General features: G+C 64.4%; 13 protein-coding genes. 3 read left to right on the top strand and 10 right to left on the bottom strand.

What is annotated here, in order from left to right; genetic code table 11:
- Positions 1 to 62 precede the first annotated feature (62 nt).
- Positions 63 to 971: a LysR family transcriptional regulator gene (locus tag AC1DR6_RS20905; RefSeq protein WP_476831193.1), complete on the bottom strand. Its 909-nt coding sequence runs from the start codon at positions 969 to 971 to the stop codon at positions 63 to 65.
- Positions 972 to 1,067: 96 nt separating this feature from the next.
- On the opposite strand from AC1DR6_RS20905, the gene AC1DR6_RS20900 reads away from it, so the two are divergent.
- Positions 1,068 to 1,934, top strand: a complete 867-nt coding sequence (locus AC1DR6_RS20900) for an oxidoreductase (RefSeq protein WP_476831192.1) — start codon at positions 1,068 to 1,070, stop codon at positions 1,932 to 1,934.
- A gap of 172 nt (positions 1,935 to 2,106) precedes the next feature.
- On the opposite strand, the gene AC1DR6_RS20895 is transcribed toward AC1DR6_RS20900, so the two are convergent.
- The 7 genes from AC1DR6_RS20895 to AC1DR6_RS20865 form a co-directional block, all read right to left on the bottom strand.
- The gene (locus tag AC1DR6_RS20895; RefSeq protein ID WP_476831191.1) at positions 2,107 to 2,976 is read right to left on the bottom strand and encodes a polysaccharide deacetylase family protein; all 870 of its coding nucleotides are present in this window, start codon (positions 2,974 to 2,976) and stop codon (positions 2,107 to 2,109) included.
- A gap of 10 nt (positions 2,977 to 2,986) precedes the next feature.
- Complete coding sequence (locus tag AC1DR6_RS20890; RefSeq protein WP_476831190.1) at positions 2,987 to 4,516, bottom strand: amidohydrolase family protein; 1,530 nt, start codon at positions 4,514 to 4,516, stop codon at positions 2,987 to 2,989.
- Complete coding sequence (locus AC1DR6_RS20885) at positions 4,513 to 5,271, bottom strand: maleate cis-trans isomerase family protein (RefSeq protein WP_476831189.1); 759 nt, start codon at positions 5,269 to 5,271, stop codon at positions 4,513 to 4,515. Before AC1DR6_RS20885 ends, AC1DR6_RS20890 begins: the two co-directional genes overlap by 4 nt.
- Positions 5,271 to 6,383, bottom strand: a complete 1,113-nt coding sequence (locus tag AC1DR6_RS20880; RefSeq protein WP_476831188.1) for an ABC transporter ATP-binding protein — start codon at positions 6,381 to 6,383, stop codon at positions 5,271 to 5,273. Before AC1DR6_RS20880 ends, AC1DR6_RS20885 begins: the two co-directional genes overlap by 1 nt.
- Before the next feature lie 5 nt (positions 6,384 to 6,388).
- Positions 6,389 to 7,471, bottom strand: a complete 1,083-nt coding sequence (locus AC1DR6_RS20875; protein ID WP_476831187.1) for an extracellular solute-binding protein — start codon at positions 7,469 to 7,471, stop codon at positions 6,389 to 6,391.
- 92 nt (positions 7,472 to 7,563) lie between these two features.
- Positions 7,564 to 8,367 (bottom strand): ABC transporter permease, encoded by an 804-nt coding sequence (locus AC1DR6_RS20870; protein WP_476831186.1) that lies wholly within the window; start codon positions 8,365 to 8,367, stop codon positions 7,564 to 7,566.
- The gene (locus tag AC1DR6_RS20865) at positions 8,367 to 9,305 is read right to left on the bottom strand and encodes an ABC transporter permease (protein ID WP_476831185.1); all 939 of its coding nucleotides are present in this window, start codon (positions 9,303 to 9,305) and stop codon (positions 8,367 to 8,369) included. Before AC1DR6_RS20865 ends, AC1DR6_RS20870 begins: the two co-directional genes overlap by 1 nt.
- A gap of 212 nt (positions 9,306 to 9,517) precedes the next feature.
- Between AC1DR6_RS20865 and AC1DR6_RS20860 the strand changes: the two genes are divergently transcribed.
- Positions 9,518 to 10,231, top strand: a complete 714-nt coding sequence (locus tag AC1DR6_RS20860) for a GntR family transcriptional regulator (protein ID WP_476831184.1) — start codon at positions 9,518 to 9,520, stop codon at positions 10,229 to 10,231.
- Positions 10,232 to 10,359: 128 nt separating this feature from the next.
- On the opposite strand, the gene AC1DR6_RS20855 is transcribed toward AC1DR6_RS20860, so the two are convergent.
- Positions 10,360 to 11,001 (bottom strand): LysR substrate-binding domain-containing protein, encoded by a 642-nt coding sequence (locus tag AC1DR6_RS20855; protein ID WP_476831183.1) that lies wholly within the window; start codon positions 10,999 to 11,001, stop codon positions 10,360 to 10,362.
- 136 nt (positions 11,002 to 11,137) lie between these two features.
- Here AC1DR6_RS20855 and AC1DR6_RS20850 point away from each other — a divergent pair, with 136 nt between their 5' ends.
- Positions 11,138 to 11,365, top strand: coding sequence for a DUF6894 family protein (locus AC1DR6_RS20850; RefSeq protein WP_476831182.1), 228 nt, complete (start codon positions 11,138 to 11,140; stop codon positions 11,363 to 11,365).
- Between the two features lie 349 nt (positions 11,366 to 11,714).
- Here the strand turns inward: AC1DR6_RS20850 and AC1DR6_RS20845 are convergent, their stop codons facing one another.
- Positions 11,715 to 13,244, bottom strand: a complete 1,530-nt coding sequence (locus AC1DR6_RS20845; RefSeq protein WP_476831181.1) for an HWE histidine kinase domain-containing protein — start codon at positions 13,242 to 13,244, stop codon at positions 11,715 to 11,717.
- Between the last annotated feature and the right edge of the window lie 61 nt (positions 13,245 to 13,305).

Below are 13,305 nucleotides of genomic sequence, written 5' to 3'. Positions count from 1 at the left end.
GGCCGAAGGTAGTCGGAGGGCGACTGCAATGGCTGGGTTGGACGGAAAGCTGACAGCGCGCGCTAAGTCGGCGATGGCAATTTTCTAGTGTAATCGATGAAGGCCCGCAGCGGCGCCGGCACAAGGCGACGCCCGGGATAATAGAGGAATGGCCCGGAGAAGCTCAGCCACCATTCCGGGAGAACCGGAACGAGCGCGCCTGAATTCACATGAGGCCGCACCCAATCCTCGAAGATCGTGACAATGCCATTGCCTGCGATCGCGGCTTCAATCGCGAGGTCGGCGACGCCGCCAGGTTGAACGATCAGCACCGCTGGCGGGTCGACAAGTATGGTCTGGCCGTTGCGCTCGAACTCCCAGGGGGCAAGGGCACGGCGGGGAAAGCGGATGCGGATGCAGCTATGCTGCAGAAGGTCGCGCGGTTCGCGCGGTGTGCCGCGACTCTCGAGGTAAGCTTTTGAGGCCACCGTGGCGAAGCGCTGAACGCGAGGTCCGATCGGAAGCGCGATCATGTCGGGCTCGAGGCGCTCATCGTAGCGGATGCCGGCGTCGCAACCTGCAGCCAGCAGGTCGACGAAATCATCCTCGGCAACGACCTCCAGGCGAATGTCCGGGTAAGCCGCCAGAAACGGCGGGACGATGGCCGGTAAGACCAGACGTGCGGCGCTCACCGGCACATTGAGCCTTAGTGTACCGGCCGGCCGTTCCTTGTACCCGTTCACGACATCGAGCGCCGCCGCGACTTCGCGCAGCGCGGGCTCCAGCTTCCCCAGCAGGTCTCGCCCCGCATCGGTCAGCGCAACACTTCGGGTGGTGCGATTGAACAGTCGGACACCGAGCCTCTCTTCAAGCCGGCGCATCCTTTCGCTGAGCCCGGAAGGACTTTCTCCGGTTGCGCGGGAAGCACCACGAAATCCGCCCGCTCGTGCGATCGCGACGAAGACATCTAGATCCGACAGACTGGGCCGCATTGTTCGCTAATCCGCACAGACTGTTCAGATTGTGCAGGATTATCGCTCGGCCGCAACCGCCTTATCTCCAGGCCTGACTCGATCGAGGAGATTTCAATGTCCGCCTACAATCGCACCTTCGCTTTTGGCAGCCGCACGGTGAAGCGTATGGGCTATGGCGCCATGCAGCTTGCCGGAAAGGGCGTCTTCGGCCCGCCCCGCGATCGAGGCGAGGCCATCGCAGTCTTGCGTGAGGTCATCGCCAGCGGGGTCGATCATATCGACACCAGCGACTTCTACGGACCCCATGTGACCAATCAGATTATCCGTGAAGCCCTGCATCCGTACGCGGATGATCTGGCGTTGGTCACGAAGGTCGGAGCTCGCCGGAGTAACGATGGGGCCTGGATCGAGGCCAGTTCGCCGACCGAGCTGGTCGCCGCCGTCCACGATAACCTGCGTAACCTGGGCGTGGAACAGCTTCACGCCGTGAACTTCCGCGTGATGATCGACGTCCATGGCCCCGCGGAGGGCAGCATTGCGCCTCAGATCGAGGCACTCGCTCGACTCAAGGATCAAGGACTGCTTCGACATGTCGGCATCAGCAATGCGACGCGGACGCAGATCGCCGAGGCACGTGGTGTGGTCGAGATCGCCTGCGTCCAGAACCAGTACAATCTCGCCCATCGGCATGACGACCACCTGATCGACGATCTAGCGCGTGATGGCATCGCCTATGTACCGTTCTTTCCGCTTGGCGGCTTCTCGCCGCTGCAGTCGACCACGTTGTCGGACGTTGCCGCCGGATTGGGCATGTCTCCCCTGCAGACCGCGTTGGCCTGGCTCATGCGCCGTTCGCCCAACATCCTGTTGATCCCCGGCACATCGTCGCGCGCTCACCTGCGCGAGAACCTCGCTGCAGCCGACGTCGATCTCGACGACGCGGCACTGGCACGTCTGGATTCGATCGGACCTGCTGCCTGAAGCAAACTGGCGCCGCCCGCCGCGGGGCCAGTTCCGCAGAGCCGATATTCGATTTTTGGCCCCGGCGCGCTTCGAAAGCTAAGTCTGCTTCCCGGCGAAGAGCCAAAGTCAGGTTGTGGCGCTCAGCTCCGGTCATTCTCGTGGGAAGATGGTACCTACGGCCGACCGGAGATCAGCCCTTAGTCCCGATCCATGACGCGATGTCTCCGGGGCGGGCCAGCCAGATCTCGTCGCGGCGGGCCGTGATATGCTCCAATGCGCGGGTCAGGGCGCGCAGGCGGAAAGGCTGGCCAGATATGAACGAGTGGACCACCACGCTCATGACCAGAGGCTGGTCGCGTGCGGCTTCCAGCATCTCGTCGAACTCGTCTATGATCATCTCGGCGAATTCCCGTGCCGTGGCCTGCCGGCCGATGATGGTTGAGCTGTCGTTGAGCTCCAGCGCATAGGGCATCGCCATCAGCCTGCCGCTCTCAGTGTTGAGCCAGACCGGCTGATCGTCGAGCCTGAAATCGGCGACATAGCTGAACCCTTGAGCTGCCAACAGATCGAGCGTGACGGGGCTGTGCGCCAGCCATGGGCTCGACCAGCCTGCGGGCGGCTGGCCTTCCTCGCTCGCGATGCGCTCATGGACGGCGCGGATGTAGGCCGCCTCCTCCTGCGGGTTCATCGTCGCGAGGCTGTCCGAGTTACTGATGCCATGGGCGACGAATTCGGCCCCGACTTCTCGCGCTGCCACGATGACAGCCGGTGCGTGATCATAGATGGCGGTGTTCAAGAGGACCGCCGGCCTGATGCCGAAGCTGTTGAGGCGATCGAACAGGCGAAACGCGCCGACGCGGTTGCCATAATCGCGCCAGGAGGTGTTGACGAGATCGGGCTTTGAGGCGCCGGGCAGCAAATCCTCGGTCAGCCCCTCGCCGAAGGCATATTCCTCGACGCCGACAGCGACATAGACGGCAAGACCGGCGCCATTGGGCCAGCGATAGGTCGGCCGCTCTTTAATCGCGGAATAACCGTAGCGTCCATGGCTGGGCAGCATCTCAGATGTCCTAATGGCGGCGTTCGGCATCGCCGAGCCAGCGGTTCATGCCGATGTCGCGGGCGCATGCCTTGGCATACATGGCGCGGTAATGCGGCAGCCAGCGCTCGGCTGCCTGCGCGGCCAGTTCAAGCGCGGGCTTGCGCCGCGAGAACAGCGCGCGGGCTTCAGCGCGCAGGGCCACCTCGTCCATGGTCGCAAGCCGGCCTTCCTCATAGACGATCGCGCCCTCGACCATGGTCAGACGAACCGAGCTGCCGTTCTCGCAATAGACGAGCTGCCGGCGCAGATCGTTCAGCGGCGTGAAAGGCAGCGTGTCGAGATCGAGCATGACGAGATCGGCCAGCCGGCCGGGCGCAAGGGCGCCGAGCTCGTCCTGCAGCCCCATCGCACGCGCCCCGCCGGCAAACAGGCAATCAAGGACTTCGCCCGCATTCGGCCAGCTCTCATAGGCGGGACCGGAGATGTTGTGAATCAGCCCCGCCATCTTGGCGACGGCCCACATATTGACGGCGTCGTCGGCGATGGCCTCGTCGGTGCCCAGACAGATCGGGATGCCGCGATCGCGGATCCGACGGAACGGCATCACGCCGCTGCCGAGCCTGAGATTACTGATCGGGTTATGCGCGATGACCGCTCCGGCCTCGGCGATCAGGTCGAGATCGGCGTCGTCGACCCAGATCGCGTGGATGATGTTGAGCCGCTCTGAGAGAATGCCGAGATCGGCGGCATGGCCGACCAGCGAACGGCCATGCAGACGCGGCTGTTCCTGGCTCAGCACGCGCTGGAGCTTGGTCTCCAGCATATGGGCATAGAACGGCAGGTCGTGCTTTCGGCTCAGATCGGCGAGCGCCTGCGCATAGTCGGGCGAGACCCGTTGCGGCGCCGAGCAGGACACCGCCGCACGCAGGCGCCCGCCCTCTGCGCCATGCCAGCGCGAGATCAGATGGCCGTACATCGCCAGCAGATGGGCGGTGGCGAAGGCGCGCGGCTTTTCCAGCTCGGCGCACAAATCGCCCGGCAGCAGCTCGGCCAGAAAAGGCAGCTTTTCGATCTCGGGCAGGTTGGGCTCGTCGAGCGCGACGGTGGCGCGGATGCCGCTATCGGCATAGGCCTGCATCACGGCGTCGATGATCTCCGTCGTCGGTTCCGGCACGAAGAAGGCGTCGTCCTGCACGGCGGTGACGCCCGTCTTCAGCATCTCGGCGCAGGCGAGCTGGGTACGAACATAAGCCTCGCGTGGCGTCGGCCGCAGCGCTTCAAGTGCGGGGCTCTCATACAGCATGAAGATTTCGAGCGGCAGGCTGTCGAGGCGGCCCTTCATGTGGTTCACGGGCGAGTGGAAATGCGCGTTGATCAGGCCAGGCAGGAGCAGCTTGCCGCGACCGTCGATCACCCGCGTCGCGGCCGTCGCGAGAGTGGCCGCCTCGGGCCCGATCGCGGTGACACGGTTGGCTTCGACGAGCAGATCGGTGGCAGGCGTCATGCCGCTCGCAGCATCGAGGTCGAGCACATGCACATCGCGAAACAATGTAATCATCGCGGCGCGCTCCGGATATCGAACAGCCGGCCCCAGCGGCGGCCACGGCCGTTCAGCACACCGGTCAGTAAAAGCGCGTGCCAGACAGCCAGCGTCGTCGAGTCCAGAATCGGGATGCCCAACTCGCGCTCGAGCCCGTCGACAACGTAGGCGGCCGGCATATTGGTGCACCAGGTCAGGATCGCATCGGGCCTCGCCGGGGCGACCTGACGGATTAGGCCGGCGATGGCGTTGTCTTGCATGGCGGCGAAATCGAGATTGTCGGCGATACCGGCATGGGCTTCGGCCACGACATCGAGCCCCTCCGCGCGGAAGCGGCCGAGCAGCTTGTCCTGATAGGTCGAACCATAGGGCGACACGACGGCGATGCGCTGCACCTGAAAATCGGTCAGGGCGGCTTGCAGTGCGATGGTCGACGTCGTCGCGGGGATGCCGGTCTCGTCAGTGATCCTGCGACAGAGCGCATCGTCCACCGGGAAGCCGAGATTTGCGCCTTTGCTGCCGTTCCAGACGATGATGTCCGGCTTGGCGTGGGCCAGCAGCCGTGCTGCACCCATCATGCCGTCCCAGTCATAGTCATCGGGATAGAGGTCCTTAATGCCGAAAACGGGCGTGCGCGAGAAATGCCCCGACACATCCGGAAATTCCGCAAGGATCGCGGTCGTCACGCGCTCGACCACAAGATTGGCCGAGGGCGTGATCATGCCGATCGCCAGGCGATGATCGGGCCGGAGCGACGGCGTCAGCTCCTCCATCACGCCGCCTCGTCGACAAGCAGGCGGTTGCGATCTGCAGCCCAACTCGCCAGCACCTTGCTGCCGGCCGCGATCGGCGCGGCTGCGTCGTCGGCGACATCGTTCTGGCGCACCGCGATCAGCGGCTCGCCACTGGCGCGGCGCAGATAGAAATGCGTGTTGACGCCGTGATAGACGACCTGCTCGACGGTCATCCGGCTCTGGTTCGGACCGGCATCTTCGCCTGGCGCCAGCGCGATACGAACCGACTCCGGCCGCACCGCGATCAGGGCCTTGCCGGAATCCGGCGGCGTTCCGTCGAGCGCGAGCGTCGTACCGTCCTGCGCCGTGACGTGGTAGCTGCCGGACTCACGCCGCGTCACCTGTCCGGCGAAGAAGTTCGAGGTGCCGATGAAGCTCGCGACGAAACGCGTCGCCGGTCGCTCATAGATATCCTTCGGCGAGCCGATCTGCTCGATGCGGCCATTGTTCATCACCGCGATCTGGTCCGACAGCGTCAGTGCCTCGTCCTGGTCATGTGTCACCATCAGCGTGGTGATGCCGAGCCGCTGCTGAAGCTGGCGCATCTCAATCTGCATGCTCTCGCGCAGCTTCTTGTCGAGCGCGCCGAAAGGCTCGTCGAGCAGCAGCACGGAGGGCTCGACGATCAGGGCGCGCGCCAGCCCGACGCGCTGCTGCTGGCCTCCGGAAAGCTGGTGCGGCAGCCGCTCGGCGAAGGCCGAGAGCTGGACCAGTGCCAGCGCATCAGCCACCCGCTTCGCGATGTCGGCAGCCGGCACCTTCCGCATCTCCAGACCAAAGGCGAGGTTTCGTGCGACCGTCAGATGCGGAAACAGCGCGTAGTTTTGGAACAGCATGCCGATATTGCGGCGATGGACGGGCGTCGCCGTCACCGAGCGCCCGCCGATCCGGATGTCGCCGGCGCTGGGGTCGATCAAGCCTGCGATCATCCGCATGATCGTGGTCTTGCCGCAGCCCGATGGGCCGAGCAGGGACAGGACATGCCCCGGCTCGATGGTGAAGCTCACGCCGCGAATGGCGAGCATGGAGCCGTAAGCTTTCTGGACATCCTCGACCGCGATCTCGGCCGCCTGCGCGCGTGGTTGTGCCATGATCGTCAGGCCGTGAAGATCTGGCTGATCTTCTCGATCCAGTCCGAGCGGACCGAGTTGACATAGGCCCAATCCGGGCTGAACAGCCCGAGCTCGTCCATCTTGGTGTCGGGATAGGCGAGCAGGCCGGCGATCTGCGGCTTGAAGGTCAGGCCGCCGATGGCAGGCGCCGCCAGCGCAGCCTCCGCGAGGCCCTGCTGCACGGAGGGCTCCAGCATGCGGTTCATGAAGGCGGCGCCGAGATCGGCGGCGGGCGCGTTCTTGACCAGCACCTGGCAGTTGACCCCGGCGAAGGCGCCCTCCTTGGGGAAGCACATCTCGATCGGAGCGCCCTTCATCTTGTAGGGATAGACGTATTTCGAATATTCCGGCCCGCCGATCGAGCCCTGCCCTTGCGCGACCAGCAGCGCGGCATCGTCGGTGCTGTAGAGGTTGAGCACGTTGGGCTTGAGTTCGGTCAGCTTGGGCCAGGCGGCGTCGGCAAGATACTGCGCCTCCTTGAAGGGCTTGCCGGTGGCGATCGCCGCAGCCGCGATGATCATGAAGACGCTCGGCGTGGTCTTGGTCCCGACCATCGAGAATTTGCGGGCGAAGCGCGGGTTCCAGAGATCGGCATAGCTCTCCAGCGGCTTGGTCGCCTGCGGATTGTAGAACAGGCCGGCCGAGGAGACCGCCAGCGCGACGCCATAACCGTCATTGTAGATGAAGCGCGGATAGACCTTGCCGAGGTTCGGCATCTTGTCCTTGGGCAGGGCCGCGATCAGGTCCTCGCGCTTGGCGATCTCGACGCCGAGATCGTCGATGAACATCACCGTGAACTTCGGCGCGGCCTTGGCGGCCCGCAGCAGACCGATCTGACCAAGCGTCGAGCCCTGCTGGGCATCGACCTTGCAGTCGAATTCCTTTTCGAAGGCCGGCAGCACCTGGCGGCGGATGAACTCGCCCTGCGTCCCGCCCCAGATGCCGATCTGCATGGTCTGGCCGGCGGACCAGCCATTGCGGACGAAGAAGCTCGGGGCGGCGAGGCCGGCGGCCGCAGCGGCCCCCGTCTTAAGGATGCTGCGGCGGCTGATCGTGGTCTTGGTCATGGCACGGCTCCTGAAATCAGCGGCGTGCGCCGCAAGCGATGAGGGGAAGGCGCAGGCGTGGTCGGGAAGCGACGTCGTCAGAAGCGACGTCTTCAAAAACTCATGGCGCGGCGCAGTCCGGCGATCTTTTCCAGCAGCAGCACCATAAAGAGGGAGAAGAAGATCATCAGCGAGGCGATGGCCGCGATGCCGGGATCGAACATCCGGCTGATCAGCGAGATCATCATCATAGGCAGCGGCACATGGCTGGCGTCGAACAGCCACATCGAGACGGCGTAGTTGTCGAAGGAGGTGACGAAGGCGAAGAGCGCGCCGGCGATCAGCCCCGGCATGATCTGAGGCCGCGTCACGCGCCAGAACGCGGTGAAGCGGTCGGCTCCCAGTGTCCGGGCGGCTTCCTCTAGGCCGGGATCGACGGTGACGAGGCTCGCCGAGACGGTCCGCACGACATAAGGCGTCGTCACCAGCACATGCCCGATGACGAGGTTGAGATAGGCATCCTGCGAGCCCAGCGAGGAGAACAGCCGCAGCAGCGCGATGCCGGTCACCAGCGTCGGGAAGATCAGCGGCGAGAGCACGAGGCCCTGGACGATCGCCTTACAGGGGAAGGTCAGCCGCACGAGGCCGATCGCGGTCGGCGTACCCAGTAGCATGGCACCGACCGCAGCCGAGGCGCTCAGCATCACGCTGAACCGGAAGGACGAGGTGAAATCTGGCTCGTCCAGCACCTTGGCGTACCAGGCGAACGTGAAGCCCTGGGGCGGGAAGGTGACGAACGGCGTGTCTGACACCGACAGCACGATCGGCAGGATCAGCGGCAGCATCAGGAAGACCATGATCACCGCGGTCAGCGCATAGATCAGCGGCGCAGAGCGCCCCAGGCCCATCTCCGACATCACGCAGTCTCCGTCGCATGGGTGCGGGTCCTGCGCTCGATCAACGCCATGTAGCCGAGGTTGATCGTCATCACGATCACCACCATCACGGTCGCGATCGCCGCGCCGAAGGGCCAGTCGAACACGGTCAGGATCTGCTCCTCGACCAGCGTGCCCAGCATTTTGGTGAAGCTGCCACCCAGCAGCGAGGGCAGGATGAAGGAGCTGGCGGTCAGCGAGAACACCAGCGTGCAGCCGGCGCCGAGGCCTGGCAGGCTGAGCGGCAGCGTCACCCGGCGGAACACGGCGAGGCTGTCGCCGCCGAGCGTGCGGGCGGCATCCTCGACGGCAGGGTCGATGCGCCCGATCGCGGCGGTCAGCGGCAGCACCATCATCGGCAGGAAGACCTGCACCGAGCCGATCACCACGGCCCAGTCGCTGTAGAGCAGTTCGACCGGGCCCAGCCCGAGGAACGACAGGAACCAGTTGAGGACGCCGTTGGGGCCGTTGGCCAGGATGATGCGCCAGCCATAGGCGCGCACCACCACATTGACGAGCAAGGGCGCGATCACCAGCACGGTGATCATCCGGCCGAGCCAGACCGGGCCACGTGCGATCACCAGCGCCAGCGGATAGGCCAGCAGCACCGCGCCGATGGTGGTGAACAGGCTGATCCGCAGCGTCGTCAGCATCACGCCGCGATAGAGGTCGACACTGGCGAGGCGGATATAGTTCGCGAGCGTCGGCAGGGTCGTCAGGTTGCCATCGGGTAACTGCTCCAGGAAGCTGTAGCGCACCATCAGCCCGACGGGCGCGACGAAGACCAGCAGGAAGAAGAGCACGACAGGGCCCAGCAGCATCAGCGCCGGCAGCAGGGTTGCGCCGCGCTTGCCCGCAGCTCCGGCGGGTGCCTGCATCAGCACTGGCGTCATCGGCTCTGAGGGCGTGCTGAGCGTCACCGGCCACCTCGACTGCAGAGACAGGGACGGCCGCGCCGTCACTTGATGTCGATAATTAGAATATAGATTGTCGACAAAACAATCCTGTATACGCACCAATTAATTGCATCGTGCGATACAAAAATGGGCAGATAGCTCGACAGTTGCGCTTCTCAGCATTAGACAAGCGTGATTCATATGCAGCACGCGATTGCTCGGACGCCCGGACACCGATGGCCGAACGCGAAGACGACAGGGACGAGGCCGGGGACGACCTCGTCTACGACAATATCCATGCCGCGATCGGCGCGCAGGAGCTGCCGCCGGGCACGCGCCTGCGCGAGGACGAGATGCGGCAGATCTTCGGCGTCAGCCGGGCGCGCATCCGCAAGGTGTTCTCGCGGCTCGCCCATGCCGGCCTGGTCACGATCGAGCCGAACAAGGGCGCCTCGGTCTTCCAGCCGACGCCGCGCGAGGCCCGCGAGATCTTCGCGGCACGGCGCGGCATCGAAGCCACCATCGTGCGGCTGCTCGCCGGCAAGCTCTCGAAGCAGGACATCGCCGCGCTCAAGCGCCATATCGACCTGGAAGTCCAGGCCGAGGCGGGCCGGAATTGGAACGAGATGGTCCGGCTATCGGGCGAGTTTCACCTGCTGATGGCCGAGATTGCCGGAAACACGATCCTGCTGCGCTTCCTGCGCGAACTCATCACCCGCGAAGCCTTGGTGATTCTGGTCTACGAGCGGCCGGGCCAGCCCAGTTGCTCGCACCACGAGCACAGCCTCATCCTGGAGGCTCTGTCAGCAAAAGATGCCGAAAAGGCTGCCGCGCTGATGGACGAGCATCTCGGCAATGTCGAGGATCGCCTCGATCTTGATCGCGATACGCGCAAGGCGGTCGATCTCGGAAAGCTGTTTGCTCCGCACAGGCGCGATCTTCGTGAATGAGATGCTCCGATGACCACTTTTCTAAGCCACTGGTCGAATTCGGAGTCGTACGTTCGAGGCGGAGGGAATGAGCGTCCGCTTTTGGGAAATCCGTGAAGTTCCGCCTCTGGCGCGCGTTTCGCCTGCCGTCAGGCCGCCTGTTCGGCCTGTCCGCGCAGCCATGTGACGAACTGGTGATAGGAGCGGTCTGTACGCCGTCCTGGTACCGCAACGAGATACCAGCCCGTGCCGCGGTTGAGCATGGGCACGTCGAGAGGGATGACGAGCCTGCTCAGAGCGAGGTCGGCGCCGATGAGCGACCTGTCGGCCAGAGAGATGCCCAGTCCCTGAATGGCGGCCTGGACCGGCAGGAAGCCGGTGGGGAAGGCGACGCGGTTGGGGATCGTGACGTGTTTCAGGCCGAAGCTGGCGAACCAGTCGCGCCAGTCCTCGGGGTTGGCTTCGGACAGGATCAACGCCTCCGCGAAAAGGTCGCTGGGCTGCCGTGGCGGCGGGCGGCCTTCGAGGTAGCCAGGAGAGCAGACCGGCAGCATCCGGTTCGGCAGCAGGAAGGTGGTCTCGCAGTCAGGCCAATCGCCGCGGCCGGAGACGATCATGGCGTCGTGCCGGCCCTCGGCGGACAGGACCGGCGTCTCCGTATGCGTGTAGATCTTCAGGGCGATGTGCGGGAAGGCCCGGCGGAAATCGGCCCAGCGCGGCAGCAGCCACCCTACCGCGAAGGCCGCCTGCACGGAGAGGGTCACCGATGCGGCTTCGCGCGGCTGGAGCACGCGGGCGGCGCTGCTTTCGATGATGTTGAAGGCGTCCGTCAGAACGGGCAGCCATTCGCGTCCGAAAGGCGTCAGGACCAGCGATTGCGGCCGCCTTTCGAAGAGCTGTCTTTCGAGCAGGCTTTCCAGCGAGCCGATGGATTTCCCGGATGCGGATACGGCTTGTCATGACGCTCAGGTCGCAATGACCGAGGTCGCGCGCGACAAGATACCAGGGGAGAAGGCGGCCCATGTCGCCGTCGCAATCGACGACGAGGACGGGGCCACCGTTTACCGTGCCGACCTCCATTTCAGTAGCCGGCACGACGATCCCGACGCCACCCCCGATGTTGCCTCCCAACTGCCTAGCGGCCCACGTGAGTGATGGCAAAGCCCGTTTGCCTGATTGTCGGGGACGAACCCTTCCTACTGATGCACGCGGTCGACGTGGTGACGGATGCCGGGCTCGAGGCGCTTGGGGCTGCAAACGCTGCCCAAGCCTCGTTTTTTTAGAAGTCCGCGATGATATCGGCGTCGTGATCACCGACGTCCACATGCCGGGCTCCATGGACGGGGTGAGGATGGCGCGCGGTGCGTGACCGCTGGCCGCCCATCCTAATCCTCGTGGTCTCAGGCCATTACAAGATAAAGCCTGGAGACCTTCCCGATGATGTCGCCTTCATCAGCAAACCGTATGCCGATCACCAGATCCACCAGGCACTTGCGCTGCTGCGTTAGTCGACGTGGGTGCCGATGTTGCGCCGGAACATCTCCTCATCGTCCGGCTTGCCGCTGATCTTGTCCTGGTCAGGTAGCGGCGCGACAATCTCAAGGAAAACACCGGCAGGGCGATACTCGATCTTTCCCTTGCCCTCCAGCTCGGCCGTCAGAACCCTCTCGATCAAGCGCGTGCCGAAGCCCGTGCGGTCTGGCTGCCCCGTGACGGCTGGCCCTCCGACCTCCTGCCACTTGAACTCGATCATGTCGCAGGAGCCGTGCTTGGCCACCTGCCAGTCGATGTTGACGTAGCCGTTCGGCACCGAGAGCGCCCCGTATTTCACGGCGTTGGTCGAAAGCTCGTGGATCGCAAGCACCATCGCGAGCGCCGCGCGTGGGCCGAGGTTCACGTATGGGCCACCCACGCGAAACCGTTTGCTGCCGGTGCCATTGAAGGGCTCGATCGCGCTGGCGACGCTCTCGGCGATTGTAGCGCTCTGCCAGCCCTCGCGGGTCAGCAGGTCGTGCGCCGAGGCCAAGGACTGCATACGGGCCGTCAGGACCTCCTGCGCCTCCTGCAGCGACGAGGCGTTCCGAAGTGTCTGCATAGCGATCGACTGCACCGTCGCCATCGAATTCTTGACGCGGTGCTTCAGCTCGGCGGTGAGGAGGATGCGCTGTTCTTCGTTGCGGCGGCTCTCGGTCATGTCGAGCGTCACACCCGTCATGCTGATCGGCTTGCCCTCGGCGTCGTAATGCGGACGCCCTCGCGCCAAGATCCAGCGAGACTCCCCGCCTGGGGTCACGATCCGATATTCGTGCTCGTAGTCGTGGTGACCCTCGACAGCCTCGCGCACAGACATCTGCATCTTGGCGCGCTCGTCGGGTACGATCGCTTCGAGAAGGTCAGCATAGGTAAGGGTATCGTCCGGGCGCCGTCCGAAGTTCCGCTTGCAAATGTCGGAACAGGTCAGGCGCATGTCGACCAGATCAAGCGTCCAAGACCCCACCCGGGCGGTGTTCATCGTGAACCGCAGCCGCTCCTCGGAGAGCCGGAGGTCGCTCGTCCGGCGCTCGACCTCTTTCTCGAGCTTGTCGCGGTCGTGCTTGAGCCGGACCATTTGATCCTTCTCCAAGGTCACGTCGTACTGCGAAGCGAAGAAGTAGATCAGGCGGCCATCGGCATTGAACACGGGCGCGATCAGTACGCGGTTGAAGAACCGGGTGCCGTCCTTCCGGTGGTTGATGATGTCCAGCTCGATCTGGGACTGACGCCCGATCGCATCACGCAGCTTCGCGACGTCGGCGGGATCGGTCTCCGGGCCCTGAAGGAATCGGCAGTTAAAGCCGATGCATTCCTCGCGGGAGTAGCCGGTCAGCCGCAGGAACGCGTCGTTGACGAAGACGATGGGGTTGTCGGGCAGATTGGGATCTGTGATCAGCATCGGCATACGGGTCGCGCGGACCGCGGATGCGAAAGGATCATTGGATTTTGCGATCTTCTCGATCTCGGCGTGGATACGCCTATGCTCAGTGTCGGCAGTCATAAGGCGGCGTCACTCCTAGACGATGCCCTCATAGCCACTCACTGGCGCCAAACCTATGTCT

It is taken from the genome of Allobosea sp. P5_A5, from assembly GCF_056400625.1.
The sequence above is the reverse complement of the archived record's forward strand: the minus strand, read 5'-3'. Positions and strand labels throughout refer to the sequence as shown.

Bases quoted from the DNA above. Each gene is read 5' to 3' on its own strand.
- AC1DR6_RS20870 (WP_476831186.1), bottom strand. From the start codon at position 8,367: ATGTCGGAGATGGGCCTGGGGCGCTCTGCGCCGCTGATCTATGCGCTG.
- AC1DR6_RS20900 (WP_476831192.1), top strand. From the start codon at position 1,068: ATGTCCGCCTACAATCGCACCTTCGCTTTTGGCAGCCGCACGGTGAAG.
- AC1DR6_RS20905 (WP_476831193.1), bottom strand. From the start codon at position 971: ATGCGGCCCAGTCTGTCGGATCTAGATGTCTTCGTCGCGATCGCACGA.
- AC1DR6_RS20845 (WP_476831181.1), bottom strand. From the start codon at position 13,244: ATGACTGCCGACACTGAGCATAGGCGTATCCACGCCGAGATCGAGAAG.
- AC1DR6_RS20885 (WP_476831189.1), bottom strand. From the start codon at position 5,271: ATGGAGGAGCTGACGCCGTCGCTCCGGCCCGATCATCGCCTGGCGATC.
- AC1DR6_RS20895 (WP_476831191.1), bottom strand. From the start codon at position 2,976: ATGCTGCCCAGCCATGGACGCTACGGTTATTCCGCGATTAAAGAGCGG.
- AC1DR6_RS20875 (WP_476831187.1), bottom strand. From the start codon at position 7,471: ATGACCAAGACCACGATCAGCCGCCGCAGCATCCTTAAGACGGGGGCC.
- AC1DR6_RS20890 (WP_476831190.1), bottom strand. From the start codon at position 4,516: ATGATTACATTGTTTCGCGATGTGCATGTGCTCGACCTCGATGCTGCG.
- AC1DR6_RS20880 (WP_476831188.1), bottom strand. From the start codon at position 6,383: ATGGCACAACCACGCGCGCAGGCGGCCGAGATCGCGGTCGAGGATGTC.
- AC1DR6_RS20860 (WP_476831184.1), top strand. From the start codon at position 9,518: ATGGCCGAACGCGAAGACGACAGGGACGAGGCCGGGGACGACCTCGTC.
- AC1DR6_RS20850 (WP_476831182.1), top strand. From the start codon at position 11,138: ATGGATTTCCCGGATGCGGATACGGCTTGTCATGACGCTCAGGTCGCA.